Source organism: Kribbella flavida DSM 17836, from assembly GCF_000024345.1.
Lineage (GTDB): Bacteria > Actinomycetota > Actinomycetes > Propionibacteriales > Kribbellaceae > Kribbella > Kribbella flavida.
Genome location: NC_013729.1, coordinates 1,205,955 through 1,218,799 on the forward strand (window position 1 = coordinate 1,205,955; position 12,845 = coordinate 1,218,799).

A 12,845-nucleotide genomic window follows, 5' to 3' on the forward strand; every position below is an offset into this window, starting at 1 on the left:
GATGCGGCAACAACCGTCAGGAGTGCTCGTGTTACCAGTGGATACCGTTCGGCCCGCTCCCGGTGCGGAGACCGGACCAGGCCGGGGCGACCGGCAGGCCCTGATCGTGGCCGGGCTGTCGGTCGTCCTGATGGTGTCCGTGCTGCTGGCGATGGGATTCGGCGCGATACGGGTCCCGTACGGGGACTCGCTGCGATACCTGTGGGCGGGGCTCACCGGCGGCGTGATCGACGGCTCGGAGGTGACGGCGTACTCGGTGATCTGGGACGTCCGCGCGCCGCGGGTGCTGCTCGCGGCCGTGGTCGGGGCGGGATTGTCCGGCGTCGGGGTCGCGGTGCAGGTGATGGTCCGCAACGCCTTGGCCGATCCCTTCGTCCTGGGTGTCTCCTCGGGGGCGTCGGTCGGGGCGAGCGCGGTCGTGGTGTTCGGGCTGTTCGCCGGTCTCGGCATCTACGCGTTGTCGTTCGCCGCCTTTCTCGGCGCGCTGATCGCGTCCGTGCTCGTGTACGCCGCGGCGCGGTCCGGTGCCGGGTTGAGTCCGCTGCGGCTCGTGCTGACCGGCGTTGCGATGGCCTACGGTTTCCAGGCCGCGATGAGTCTGGTGGTCTTCCTGTCCCCGCAGGGCGAGGCGGCGCGCACGGTGCTGTTCTGGCTGCTCGGCAGTCTGGGGTCGGCCACCTGGGCATCTTTGCCGCTGGCAACGATTTCGGTCGGTGCCGGGTCGGTGCTGCTGTGGCGGTGGAGCCGTCAGCTGGACGTCCTGGCGCTCGGCGACGAAACGGCGGCCAGCCTCGGTACGCCGGCCGAAACCCTTCGCCGCAAGCTGTTCGCCCTGACCGCGGTGGTCACCGGGGTCTTGGTCGCGGTGAGCGGTGCGATCGGTTTCGTCGGACTGGTCCTGCCGCACCTGGCCCGGATGCTGGTCGGCGCGGGACATCGCCGTGTGCTGGTGGTCGCGCCGTTGGCCGGTGCGGTGTTCATGGTCTGGGTCGACGTGGCCTGCCGGACCGTGGTCGCTCCGCAGGAGTTGCCGATCGGGGTGGTGACCGCGCTGATCGGCGTACCGGTGTTCGTCGTGCTGCTGCAGCGGCGCGGGTACCTGTTCGGAGGCCGCTGATGGAGGTCGCACTGACCGGCGTCACCGTCGAGGTCGCCGGCCGCGCACTTGTCGACCGGCTGGAGCTGACCGCGGTGGCCGGCGAGGTCGTCGGCGTGGTCGGGCCGAACGGCAGCGGCAAGTCGACCGCCCTGCGCTGCGTCTACCGGGCGCTGCGGCCGACCGCCGGAGCCGTCCTGCTCGACGGGGCGGACCTGGCCGGCATCGGCCTGCGGGAGAGCGCGCGCCACATCGCCGCGATGACCCAGGACCAGCAGACCGACCTGGACTTCACCGTCACCGAGATCGTGCAACTCGGCCGTACTCCGCACCTGCGCGGCAACCGCGCCCTCGGTCGGAGCGATCTGGAGATCTGCCGCGCCGCCATGGAGCAGACGGGCGTCGACCGGCTCGCGGATCGCTCGGTGCTGACCTTGTCCGGCGGGGAGCGGCAACGGGTTGCGCTGGCCCGGGCGCTGGCCCAGCAACCGTCCGTCCTGGTGCTCGACGAACCGACCAACCACCTCGACCTGCGGCATCAGGCCGAGCTGCTGCGCCTCCTGCAGACGACCGAGCTGACTGTGCTGGTCGCTCTGCACGATCTCAACCTCGCGGCCGCGGTGTGCGACCGGCTGGCCGTGCTCGACAACGGCCGGATCGTTGCCGTCGGCACCCCGGACACGGTCCTCACCCCGGAACTGCTGCGCGACGTGTTCGGCGTCGCGATGACGGTCGTGGCGCACCCCACGACCGGCGTACCGCAACTGCTGCACGATCTCGCTCCCACCATCTCGGAGGCCCACTCATGATCGCCCGCCGCGTTCTCGGCCTGCTGCCCGTCCTCACCCTCACGGTGGCCTGCGGGGCCACCGTCGAAGGAACCGATCAACCGGCCGGATCGACGGTCACCGTGAAGAACTGCGGGCAGGAGCAGACGTACGCCGTCCCGCAGCGGCCGGTCGCGTACGACGTCAGCGGCACGGAGAAGATGTTCGCGCTGGGCCTGGCCGACCGGATGCGCGGCTACGTCGTCAACAAGATCTTCGATCCGGCGCTGAGCGACTCGCCGTGGAAGGGCGACTACCGCAAGGTCGAGCGTCTCGGCGATGCCCGGATCACCCGGGAGATCGTGGTGAACGCCAAGGCCGACTGGGTCCTGGCGGGGTGGGGTGCCGGGTTCTCCGACGACCGGGGGATCACCCCGCAGCTGCTCGGCCGGCTCGGCATCAACAGCTACGTGCACACCGAGACGTGCTTCGGCTACGGCCCGGCTCCCGTCGCGATGCCACCGCTGGAGGCGCTCTACGCCGACCTCGGCAATCTCGGCCGCATCTTCGGCGTCCAGGACCGCTCGGACCGGCTGGTCGCCGGGCTGCGTCGCCGGTTCGAGGCTGTCCGGAGTACGGCGCCGAGCGGTCCTGGGGCTCGGGTCTTCGTGTACGACTCCGGCACCGACAGCCCGTACACCGCCGGCCGGTACGCCGCGCCGAACGACGTGATCAGTGCGGCCGGCGGCGTCAACGTGATGGCCGACCTCGACCAGGACTGGACCTCGGTCGGCTGGGAGGCGGTCACCGGCCGGCGCCCCGAGGTGATCGTTGTCGTCGACTACGCCGACCAGCCCGCCGCCGCCAAGATCGCCTTCCTCAAGAAGCAGCCGGCGCTGCGGACCGTGCCGGCGGTCCGCGACAACCGCTTCCTCGTGCTGAGCATCGGGGAACTGGTCAGCGGTCCCCGCAACGCCGACGCCGCCGAGAAGCTCGCCGAGTACCTCCGCTCCATCGGCCGCTGACCGCCGCCTAGGGCGTGGTGATCGACACGCCCTAGACTGCGGACGTGGTGGTGGTTTCGGCGGAGCGGATCGTTCGTCACGCGGCGGAACAGATCGCGGACGGTCAGCGCGTGGAGCTGAACGGGGTGGCCGCGGAGCTCGGGTTGTCGCGGGCAACGTTGTTCCGCCGGGTCGGCAACCGCGAGCAGCTGCTCGGGCTCGCGCTCGCCTGGTTGTCCGACCGGTCCCTGGACCTGTGCGAGCGACGCTGGGCCGAGCAGTACGGCGATGCGCTGCACACCCCCGAGGGCGAACTGCGGTGCCTGAAGCAGCTGGAGTGGTACGGGATCCGCGCCGCCACCAACACCGGCGTACGGCGGCTGCTCGACGAGGAACCGCTGCTCGCGATCCGGGTGCTGACCGATCCGTTCGGCACGGTGCACCCCGGCGTACGGCAGGCGCATGCCCGGCTGCTGCGGCGGGACGCCGAGGCGGGTGGCTTCACGCCGCTGCTGGACATCGACGACCTGGCCTACGCGCTGGTCCGGATGGCCGAGTCGTTCTTCTACGCCGACGTGATCGCCGGGCGGCCGGCCCGTCCGGCCGAGGTCGGCAGACTGTACCGGGCTTTGGTGCTCGGTGACGCTGCGCGTGGCCCTTCTCACGAATCGTAGGCAACTGCTTGCCGAGTGAGACATTCGGTTCTAATGTCTCACCAGGTGTTGCCGAAGGGCGACGGGGCGGGACCTTCCTCTGGCAAGGAGTCGCGGTCTGATGAATCACCATGCGCGCAGAACAGGACCGGCCGCGCGGCTGCTAGGTCTGGTCACCACGGTGTTTGCCCTCACCGCCGGCGGCCTGGCCGTCGTGCCGGGAGCGCAAGCGGCCGAGAACCCGTACGAACGCGGGCCTGCCCCGACGACCTCCAGCATCGAGGCCGCTCGTGGCCCGTTCGCGACGTCGCAGCAGTCCGTCTCCCGGGCCGTCGTCAGTGGTTTCGGCGGCGGCACCATCTACTACCCGACCAGCACCGCCGAGGGCACCTTCGGCGCCGTCGCGATCGCGCCCGGCTACACCGCCGCCCAGTCGAGCATGAGCTGGCTCGGTCCGCGGCTGGCGTCGCAGGGCTTCGTGGTCTTCACGATCGACACCCTGTCGCGGTACGACCAGCCGTCCAGCCGGGGCGACCAGTTGCTCGCGGCCCTGGACTACCTCACCCAGCGCAGCTCGGTCCGGACCCGGATCGACGCCTCCCGGCTGGGCGTGATGGGCCACTCGATGGGCGGCGGCGGCAGCCTCGAGGCGTCCAAGGACCGGCCGGCCCTGCAGGCGGCGATCCCGCTGACGCCGTGGAACACGACCAAGAACTGGTCCGGCAACCGGGTGCCGACCCTGATCGTCGGCGCGCAGAACGACTCGGTGGCGTCCGTCACCACCCACGCCGAGCCCTTCTACAACAGCCTTCCCAGCACTCCGGACAAGGCGTACCTCGAACTCGCCGGCGCCTCGCACTTCGCCCCCAACACGTCGAACACGACGATCGCGAAGTACAGCATTTCCTGGCTCAAGCGGTTCGTCGACGACGACACCCGCTACGAGCAGTTCCTCTGCCCGGCTCCGACCGGCGACCGCGCCATCTCGGAGTACCGCGACACCTGCCCCAGCAGCTGACGTCCCGAGGACCTGCTCACCCCTCCGTCGGGGGTGGGCAGGTTTTGTCGTCGGGGATCAACGGGAGCGGTCGTAGACGAGGGCGAGTTCGCCGAGTTTGCCGGTTTGCTGGTCGGTGAGGGTCCAGGTCGACGCGGGCAGGCCGTCGTCGAAGAGGCGTCCGCCGCCGCCGGTGATCTCGGGGAAGATCATCAGGTAGAGACGGTCGACCAGGTCCGCGGCCAGCAGGGGCTTGATGATGCTGGGACTGCTGTTGACCAGGATGTCGCCGGTGCCGGTGGTCCTGAGCTCGGCGACGACGTCCGCGGCGGGGGCGTTGACCAGGCGGGTGCGCTCCCACGGGGCCTCGGTCAGCGTGGTGGAGAAGACGACCTTCTCGGTGGTGGTCAGCCAGTGCGCGTAGCCGCGGTCGCGGGGGTCGGCGTTCTCGTCGGCGGCGAGCGGCGCCCAGTAGCCCCAGAAGCCCTCGGCGTTGCCCCGGCTCAGGACGGCGGTCGTCGCGTTCTCCCACAGGCTGGTCATGTGGTCGCGGGCGAGATCGGTGGACACGTACGGCATGAAGGCGCCGAAGTCGTTCGCTCCGCCGGGGCCGTTGTAGTGGCCGTCGAGGCTGAGGGAGAGGTTGGCGGTCACCTTGCGGGCGGTCGAGTCGGTCATGGCGTGCTCCTGGTGTGGGTGGTGGTGGTGGCGATCGTCGTCGCCAGCCGGTCGAGGCTCTGGCCGAAGCCGATCTCGATGCCGGCGACGAAGTCTGCGGAGTCGACGGTGCTGTCGGTGATGCGGTAGAGCACGTCGACGTCCGTGCCGGCGTCGGTCGGCCGGAGGGTGAGGTCGACGTGGGCGGTGAACGCGACGCTGCCGTCGGGCAGCAGCGGGGAGAGCCGGTACGCGAAGCGCTCGCCGTCGGTCACGTCGTCGACGACTCCTTCGGCGCGGCCGGCGACGACGTCCGAGCCGTCGTCCTCGGCGTCGCGGTACTCCAGGACGAAGCGGCCACCCGGCCGCGCCTCCAGAACGAGCTCGGACACGCGGAGGTCGTCGGAGGTCCACCATCGGGCCAGCAGGTCGGCCTCGGTGAGGTGGCGCCAGACGACGTCGGGCCGCCCGGTCAACGATCGGTGGAACCTGAACACCCGGCCGTCGGCCCATCCAGGCTTCTCCGCCGCCAGCCGCTCGGCGTCGAGCGCCATTCCGTACCGGTCGTACGTCGCCCGCGGGCCGCCGGTCTGGTCCGCGGTGTCGGCGAGCTCAGTGAGCGCGGTCGCCAGGTCGCGCAGGGGACCGGGCCGCAGCGCGTAGATCCGGCGCTGGCCGGTGCGCTGGGAGGTGACGAGGCCGGCGCGCTCGAGCGTTTGCAGGTGCTTCGTGGTCTGCGGCTGCCGGGCCTGCGCGAGCTGGGCGAGCACGCCGACCGAGCGGGGTCGCTCGGCCAGCAGGCTCACCAGCCGCCAGCGCGCGGGATCAGCCAGTGCGGCAAGGAGGTCGTCCATGCCGTTCAGTATTCATCACAAAGAATATTCTTGTCAACGAATAATTCGGGCGGGATCAGCCGCCGTCGCGGGACAGCGACGTACAGACGCAGGCCTTGTTGCCGTCCTGGTCCGCGATCACCGTGAACGACGGCGCCTCGCTGTCGTCGACGACCACTCCGCCGGCGGCCACGGCGGCCGCGATCCGCTGCTCGGCGACCTCCGGCGGCACCCAGACGTCGAGGTGGAACCGCTGGCGCGGCGTCGCGTGCTCGTCGGTCCCCTGGAACCACAAGGTCGGCACCTGCCCCGAGACGTCGCGCACGTCGTCGCCGACGGTCCCGCGCCCGCGGGCATCGGTGCTGCCGGTCAGCAGGGCGGCCCACACCGGCGCGATCGTGGCCGCCTGGGCCGTGTCCAGCGCGAGTTCGATCGCGGTGATCGAGGCCGGATCGGCCTTGGCGTCCTGCGCGGCAGCGATCTCGGTGATGCGCCGCGCGAGGTCGACGTCCTTCTGGGTCACCCAGTGCACCAAGTGCTCGACACCGTTGTCGTCGCGGTACACGGCGTCGTCGCTGACCAGCTTGAGGTCGACGTGCCCGCCGCCGATCGTCGCCCGGGGCTGGTGACCCAGCGCCTCCCCGGCTTCACCCACCGCCGCAGCGAACCGTACGCCGGCGCCGAAGCTGCCGACGACGTACCGCGCGTGCAGTCCCTGTGCCAGCCTCCGCCAGTCGCTCAGTCCGGCCTCGGCGATCTGCTTGCCCGTCAACATGTCCATGCTCGGACGGTAGGACAGCTCCCGGACGTTCGGCTTCCGCGATCCGCGGACTACTGCCGGTGGGTCGGCAGGGCTCGGGTGTCGACCAGGTGCTGGGCGACGTCCCGCAGCTTGGTGTTGGTGTCCTGGGAGTAGCGCTTCAGGATCGCGAAGGCGCGGTCGCCGTCGAGGTCGAACCGCTCCATCAGGATGCCCATCGCCTGGCCGACCAGCTTTCGCGCGTCGACCGCCTGGGCCATGCTCTGGTCGTGCCGCGCGGAGGCGACGGCGACCGAGGCGTGCCGGGCCAGGATATGCGCGATCGCCTCGTCGTCGACGGTGAACGCGTGCGGCCGGCGGTTGTAGAGCGACAGTACGCCGATCGCCTGGGAGCGAGCCGCCATCGGCACGTGCAGCACGCTGCAGATCCCGACCGCACTCGCCCGCGCGCGCCACTGCGGCCAGCGCTTCTCGGCGCTCACGTCCGGGATGTTGACGACGGTCCGGCCGGTCAGCGCGGCGAACAACGGGCCGGCGCCGTGCTCGATCTGCAGCTGGTAGAGCGAGTGCACCGCGGGGTCGGTCACCGCGGCGATCTCGGCCCGGCCGCCACGGACAGCGAGAGCGACCCCCGCATGCGTGCAGTTGGCGGCTTGCAGGGCGAACTGCACGACCGCTTCGACGGTCTCGTTCACCGTGGGCGCGTCGTAGAGCTCCATCGCCAGCCGGGCGAAGGTGTCCGCCGCATGGGCGGTGCCAGGGTGAAACGTCGTCACACTTCGGCTCCAGATGGGCGCGCGTTACCAGCGCACCCACGCTGCCGGAGTGAACGATCTCAATCATGACACACCGTTGCTCGCCTGCCTCCGCCCCACGGCCGGGAATGTCGGCGGTTTCCGAGGGGTACTGGTGAGGGGCTGGCGGTACGGGTTGCACATCCAGCCCGGGATCGCGGCCAGCTCTCGTTGTGAGGTGCGGGACCATGGTGCAGACGGATTTCGCCGAGCCGAACGGCGCCCAGCCGGACGACGGCTTCTCGGCAGCGGTGGAGCAGGCCAAGGGCGTGCTGATGGAGTCGTTCGGAGTGAGTGCGCGGCAGGCGGGCGAGCTGGTCCACGGCTGGGCCCGGCAGTGTGACTGTCCACCGGACGAGGTGGCGGACATTTTCATCCATCAGGTCTGGCAGGGAGACCGCACCTGCTCCGACCGGGCCGTCGCCCGGCTCCTCGAAGACGCTTTGCGCAACCTGCCGGAGTCTGGCGCTCTCCCGGTGGAGTGACCAGCCGGCGGTTGCGACGAGCACCGAAAAGCCGGCGTCAGCGCAGCGTGCCGAAGAACTGGATCAGGTCGTCGGTCAGCAGGTCCGGCTCCTCGTGGGCCGCGAAGTGGCCGCCGCGCGGCATCGTCGTGTAGCGCTGGAGGTTGTAGGTGCGCTCCGCCCAGCTCCGCGGCGGCCGGCCGAGGTCCGCGGGGAAGACCGCCAGCGCCGTCGGCACCGAGACCTGCCGCAGCCGGTTGGTCATGGCCCGGTGGTACTCGTAGTACGGGCGGAACGAGGTCGAGATCGTGTTGCTGAACCAGTACAGCGACGCCTGGGTCAGGACGAAGTCGTCGTCGAACGTCGGCGGCCGATCGGCGGTGTCGGTCCAGGCGCGGTACTTCTCGAGGATCCAGGCCAGCAGCCCGGCCGGTGAGTCGGAGAGCCCGAAACCGAGGGTCGTCGGGCGGGTCATCTGCTGGTGCTGGTAGCCCCCCTCGTCCGTGGTCCAGGCGGCGCGCGCGTCGAGGTAGGCCTGTTCTTCCGGCGTGATGCTGTCCGGCTCGACCTCCGGCGGATCCGCGACAGCGAGCAGGTGGATGCCGACCAGTGCTTCGGGATGTGCCTCGGCCAACCGGGACGTGACGCCCGCCCCGAGGTCCCCGCCGTGCGCGGCATAGCGCTCGAACCCCAGCTTGTCGCGCATCAACTGGTGCCACAGCTCGTGCGTCGGCCGGGCGGGCGGCAGCGTCGTCTGCTGGGGTGAGAACGCGAAGCCGGGCAGCGCCGGAACGATCACCGTGAACGCGTCCGCCGCCTGCCCGCCGTACTGCGAGGGCGCGGCGAGGCGACGGGCCAGCTCGACCAGTTCCAGGAACGTGCTCGGCCAGCCGTGGGTCAGCACGATCGGCAACCCGCCGGGACGCTCGCCATCGAACCGCAGGTAGTGGACGGAGCCGCCGTCGACTGCGGCGACGTCCGACGGCAGAGCGTTGATCGCCGCCTCCTGCGCACGCCAGTCGTAGCCTGACGACCAGTAGTCGACGAGTCGCCGTAGCTCCCCGGCGTCCGTGCCGGCCGACCACCCGGCGTCCGGCCAGTCGGGCGCCCAGCGGGTGGCGCGCAGTCTGCGTCGCAGGTCGTCCAGGTCGGCCTCGGTGACGGCCACCATCGGGTTCGGTCTGATGACGACCCCTCTCGGTCCGGGCAGTTCCGGCCAGCGTAGTCCTCCGAGTGCGTTCGAGCTGCCGTCGCGGTCAGGTGGCCGAACAGCGGCGAGCCGGTTTCGGCAGTGCATCGGTCAGGACGTCGGCGTGGTCGGTGATGGCTGAAGACCCTCGGCGGTGGCCTTCAGCCGGTCGAGCCAGGCCTCGAGTGATGCGGTCAGCGCCTTGCGCATGCCGTCGATGTCGGTGAGGACCGGCTCGCCGGCCCAGGAGTCCTCGGTGCGCACCGTGGTGATGCCGCCGGCCTGCTCGAAGGTCCACTGGTGGATTCCGGTGATGCCGTGCGCCGGCCCACCCCAGAGGATGCGCTGCGGTGGTTCGACGGCGTACACCGTCGAGACGATGTCCAGGTGATGAGTGGTCCAGCGGAAGCTGACCCCCGGCGCGAGCGGCGCGTCGGTGACGGCGGTGGCGATATCGGTCTGCCAGTCGGCCCAGCGGTTCACGTCGGTGTGCAGTTGCCAGACACGTTCCAGCGGCGCCGCGATCTCGATGCTGAGGCGTACGACGACCGGTGCGGTCAGGTCGATCTGAGTGGGAAAGGTTGTCATGGTTTCAGTCTCGAGCGCCGGTGCGGTGTCTCGCGTCGGTGACGATCGCCTACTTCGTACCTCCGGCCGCGATTCCTTTCCGGTCCGCGCGCGGTCTGTACGGCGAGTGGTCGTCACCAGCTGGAAGGAACCGGTCATGCCCTTGGCGTTCAGCCTTTTTCTGCCGACGGGATTCGGGCAGGAGCTCGCGTCGTTCGACGATCCCGTCGAGGCGGCCGCGGTGGTCACCCGCCTGGCGGAGACCGCGGAGGAGGCCGGGTTCGCGGCGGTCTACCTGCCGGACCACCTGCAGACCGTCCCGCCGTCCCAGGCCTACGTCTTCGAGTCGTGGAGCCTGCTGACCACGCTGGCTGCGCGCACCGAGCGCATCCGCCTCGGGCAGCTGGTCAGCGGCAACGCGTACCGCAATCCGGCGCTGCAGGCGAAGATGGCGTCGACGGTCGACGTGCTGTCGAACGGCCGGCTGGACTTCGGCATCGGAGCGGGCTGGTACGAGCGCGACTACGAGGCTTTCGGCTACCCGTACGACGACGGGCCGGAGCGGCTTCGCCGGCTGCGGGAGGCGGTCCAGGTGATTCGCTCGCTCTGGACGCAGGACGTCACCACGTTCGCGGGCAAGTACTACCGGCTCGTCGACGCGGTGAACCAGCCGCGCGGAGTCCAGCAGCCGCACATCCCGCTGATGATCGCCGGCGGGGGCGAGAAGGTGACGCTGAAGCTCGTCGCGCAGTACGCCGACGCCTGCAACCTGATGGCGTCCCCGGCCGAGGTGGAGCGCAAGCTCGGCATCCTGCGCGCGCACTGTGACGCAGTCGGGTCCGACTTCGACGGCATCCGCCGGACCGTGACGACGGCCTGCCTGATTGCCGGCACCGACGACGAGGCGCAGGGCGCGCTGGCGCCGGAAACCGGTCTGTTCTACCCGGGCGACTTCGCCTCGTACCTGCTCTACGGCACGGTCGACACCGTGCGCCGCCGGATCGCGGCGTACGAGGCGGTCGGCGTGCAAGAGTTGGTGATCGGGTTCCACGACAGCCTGAATCCCGACGCGATCCGTCGCTTCGCCAAGGAGTTCATCGGCTGATGGCGACGGTCGACGAACGGGAGGTACGGCGAACTGTGGCCGACGCGGCGCTGCTGGCGGACCGGGCGGAGGGATACCGCCGCGAGCTGTTCGCGCACTGCTACCGGATGACGGGCTCGGTGCACGACGCCGAAGACCTCGTCCAGGAAACGTTCCTGCGGGCCTGGCGGGGATCTGCGGGCTTCGACGGCCGGTCGTCGCTGCGGACCTGGCTCTACCGGATCGCCACCAACGCCTGCCTGACCGCGCTCGACCAGCGGCGGCGGCGGTTCCTGCCGGCCGGAACAGGGGCTCCGAGCAACGATCCTGACGAGCCGCCGCGACCGGCGGAGTCCGTCGCCTGGGTCGAGCCGCTGCCCGACGCTCTGCTGCGCGCGAACGAGACGCCGGAGTCGATCGTGGTCGAGCGGGATTCGGTCCGGCTGGCGCTGGTCGCCGCACTGCAGTACCTGCAGCCGCGGCAACGCGCCGTACTGCTGCTGCGGGAGGTCCTCGCGTGGCCGGCCGCCGAGGTCGCGGAGGTGATGGGGATCAGTGTCGCCGCGGTCAAGAGCCTGCTGCAGCGGGCCCGGGGCAGGATCGCCGAGCTGGAACCCGAGCCGGAGGACCGCCTGCAGCTCGACGACCCGCAGGCCCAGGAGCTGCTGCGGCGCTACATCACCGCGTTCGAGACCGCCGACGTCGCGGAGCTCGGCCGCCTGCTGTGCGAGGACGCCTCGATCGAGGTGCCGCCCAGTACGACCTGGTTCCAGGGCATCCAGGTCTGCCTGCCGTACCTCGGCCGGCACGTTCTGGAGGACGTGGGGACGTGGCGCCTGGTCGGCACCGAGGTCAACGGGCAACCCGCGGCCGCGGCGTACCACCGTGAGCCGGACGGTCGCTACACCGCCGCGGTCGTCGGCGTTTTCACGATGACCGCACGAGGCATCAGCCGCGTCGTCGTCTTCCCGGACGCCGGCCTCACCGCCGCGGCCGGTCTGCCCGCGGCGCTGGAGCCGAACGACTGAGCATCGCGCGTCAGCCGACGCCGATGGTGTGGCGTTCGGGGTGGATGAGCGCCACGACGCGCTCTTCGTCGCGGGGGTAGGGCTGGCCGAGGTACTTCAGGGCGATGCGGTCGATGATCGGCCAGGCCCGGTCGCCTTCGAGCCACTCCACTACCCGGCCGCGGACGACGAGGGGTTCGTGGGGGTTGTCGGCGGGTGCCACCGACAGCGCCACCCGGGGATCGCGGCGCAGGTTGCGGGCCTTGCGGGATTCCGGACCGGTCAGGAAGGCGATGTGGTCGCCCTCGGTCCCGACCCAGACCGGAACGGTGTGCGGGGAGCCGTCGGGCAGCACGGTGGCGAGGTGGGCGTACACGGTGCCGTCGAGGATGCGGCGCAGGTCGCTGTCGAGCATCGGTCTGACCTCCGGTTCGGTCGAGTTTCTTGAAGAGACTCCATGACCGTAGCAGGCTCGGGTTCCCTGAGGGAACCCCCCTTGCTAGCCTGGTCGCATGCAGCGAACGGACTTCGGCAAGATGGCGTGCTCGGTCGCCCGCACGCTCGACGTGATCGGCGAGCCGTGGTCACCGCTGATCCTGCGGGACGTGTGGGTGGGCATCAACCGGTTCGACGAGATCCAGGCCGACCTCGGCATCTCCCGCAAGGTGCTGACGGAACGGCTGAACTGGCTCGTCGCGCAGGGCGTGCTCGACCGCAGGCCGTACGACAACCGGCCGCGCTACGAGTACGTGCTGACGGGCAAGGGGACGGAGCTTGTCGACCTGCTGATGGTGATGGTCCGGTGGGGGGACAAGTGGCTCGCCGGCGCGGCCGGTCCGCCGGTTCTGTACCGGCACCACGCCTGCGGCGAGGTCAGCCAGGTCGACCTGCGCTGCGCCCACTGCGGAGAGCCCATGCACGCCGGAGACATCGACCTGCTCCCGGGGCCCGGCGCCGCCGACGTCGCGTAGTA

General features: G+C 70.6%; 16 protein-coding genes. 9 read left to right on the forward strand and 7 right to left on the reverse strand.

The window, feature by feature from the left end; genetic code table 11:
• Window positions 1-28 precede the first annotated feature (28 nt).
• From KFLA_RS05610 to bdeA, 5 genes are all read left to right on the forward strand, one after another.
• Window positions 29-1,117, forward strand: coding sequence for a FecCD family ABC transporter permease (locus KFLA_RS05610; RefSeq protein WP_012918798.1), 1,089 nt, complete (start codon window positions 29-31; stop codon window positions 1,115-1,117).
• Window positions 1,117-1,905, forward strand: coding sequence for an ABC transporter ATP-binding protein (locus tag KFLA_RS05615; protein WP_012918799.1), 789 nt, complete (start codon window positions 1,117-1,119; stop codon window positions 1,903-1,905). Before KFLA_RS05610 ends, KFLA_RS05615 begins: the two co-directional genes overlap by 1 nt.
• On the forward strand, window positions 1,902-2,888 hold the full coding sequence (locus KFLA_RS05620) for an ABC transporter substrate-binding protein (protein ID WP_012918800.1): 987 nt from the start codon (window positions 1,902-1,904) through the stop codon (window positions 2,886-2,888). The genes KFLA_RS05615 and KFLA_RS05620 overlap by 4 nt, the downstream gene beginning before the upstream one ends.
• Window positions 2,889-2,932: 44 nt before the next feature.
• Window positions 2,933-3,541 carry a QsdR family transcriptional regulator gene (locus tag KFLA_RS05625; RefSeq protein WP_049797273.1) on the forward strand — a complete coding sequence of 203 codons (609 nt, stop codon included), beginning with the start codon at window positions 2,933-2,935 and terminating at the stop codon, window positions 3,539-3,541.
• 100 nt (window positions 3,542-3,641) lie between these two features.
• Window positions 3,642-4,538 carry a bis(hydroxyethyl) terephthalate hydrolase gene (bdeA, locus tag KFLA_RS05630; protein WP_012918802.1) on the forward strand — a complete coding sequence of 299 codons (897 nt, stop codon included), beginning with the start codon at window positions 3,642-3,644 and terminating at the stop codon, window positions 4,536-4,538.
• 57 nt (window positions 4,539-4,595) lie between these two features.
• Here the strand turns inward: bdeA and KFLA_RS05635 are convergent, their stop codons facing one another.
• From KFLA_RS05635 to KFLA_RS05650, 4 genes are read right to left on the reverse strand one after another with little or no spacing between them, the layout of a single operon-like run.
• Window positions 4,596-5,195 carry a dihydrofolate reductase family protein gene (locus KFLA_RS05635; RefSeq protein ID WP_012918803.1) on the reverse strand — a complete coding sequence of 200 codons (600 nt, stop codon included), beginning with the start codon at window positions 5,193-5,195 and terminating at the stop codon, window positions 4,596-4,598.
• On the reverse strand, window positions 5,192-6,028 hold the full coding sequence (locus tag KFLA_RS05640; RefSeq protein WP_012918804.1) for a metalloregulator ArsR/SmtB family transcription factor: 837 nt from the start codon (window positions 6,026-6,028) through the stop codon (window positions 5,192-5,194). The genes KFLA_RS05635 and KFLA_RS05640 overlap by 4 nt, the downstream gene beginning before the upstream one ends.
• Before the next feature lie 55 nt (window positions 6,029-6,083).
• The gene (locus tag KFLA_RS05645) at window positions 6,084-6,788 is read right to left on the reverse strand and encodes a VOC family protein (RefSeq protein WP_041289163.1); all 705 of its coding nucleotides are present in this window, start codon (window positions 6,786-6,788) and stop codon (window positions 6,084-6,086) included.
• A gap of 50 nt (window positions 6,789-6,838) precedes the next feature.
• Window positions 6,839-7,543, reverse strand: a complete 705-nt coding sequence (locus KFLA_RS05650; protein ID WP_012918806.1) for a GAF and ANTAR domain-containing protein — start codon at window positions 7,541-7,543, stop codon at window positions 6,839-6,841.
• 206 nt (window positions 7,544-7,749) lie between these two features.
• Between KFLA_RS05650 and KFLA_RS05655 the strand changes: the two genes are divergently transcribed.
• Window positions 7,750-8,046: an ANTAR domain-containing protein gene (locus KFLA_RS05655; RefSeq protein WP_012918807.1), complete on the forward strand. Its 297-nt coding sequence runs from the start codon at window positions 7,750-7,752 to the stop codon at window positions 8,044-8,046.
• 37 nt (window positions 8,047-8,083) lie between these two features.
• Here KFLA_RS05655 and KFLA_RS05660 read toward each other — a convergent pair whose 3' ends face one another.
• Window positions 8,084-9,196: an epoxide hydrolase family protein gene (locus tag KFLA_RS05660; protein ID WP_012918808.1), complete on the reverse strand. Its 1,113-nt coding sequence runs from the start codon at window positions 9,194-9,196 to the stop codon at window positions 8,084-8,086.
• Between the two features lie 129 nt (window positions 9,197-9,325).
• Complete coding sequence (locus KFLA_RS05665) at window positions 9,326-9,802, reverse strand: SRPBCC family protein (protein WP_012918809.1); 477 nt, start codon at window positions 9,800-9,802, stop codon at window positions 9,326-9,328.
• 136 nt (window positions 9,803-9,938) lie between these two features.
• On the opposite strand from KFLA_RS05665, the gene KFLA_RS05670 reads away from it, so the two are divergent.
• Window positions 9,939-10,886: an LLM class F420-dependent oxidoreductase gene (locus tag KFLA_RS05670; protein WP_012918810.1), complete on the forward strand. Its 948-nt coding sequence runs from the start codon at window positions 9,939-9,941 to the stop codon at window positions 10,884-10,886.
• Window positions 10,886-11,893: a sigma-70 family RNA polymerase sigma factor gene (locus KFLA_RS05675; RefSeq protein ID WP_012918811.1), complete on the forward strand. Its 1,008-nt coding sequence runs from the start codon at window positions 10,886-10,888 to the stop codon at window positions 11,891-11,893. Before KFLA_RS05670 ends, KFLA_RS05675 begins: the two co-directional genes overlap by 1 nt.
• Window positions 11,894-11,903: 10 nt before the next feature.
• Here KFLA_RS05675 and KFLA_RS05680 read toward each other — a convergent pair whose 3' ends face one another.
• Entirely contained in the window at window positions 11,904-12,287 is a 384-nt protein-coding gene (locus tag KFLA_RS05680; protein WP_012918812.1) for a PPOX class F420-dependent oxidoreductase, read from the reverse strand.
• Window positions 12,288-12,384: 97 nt separating this feature from the next.
• On the opposite strand from KFLA_RS05680, the gene KFLA_RS05685 reads away from it, so the two are divergent.
• Window positions 12,385-12,843 (forward strand): winged helix-turn-helix transcriptional regulator, encoded by a 459-nt coding sequence (locus tag KFLA_RS05685; protein WP_012918813.1) that lies wholly within the window; start codon window positions 12,385-12,387, stop codon window positions 12,841-12,843.
• Window positions 12,844-12,845 lie beyond the last annotated feature (2 nt).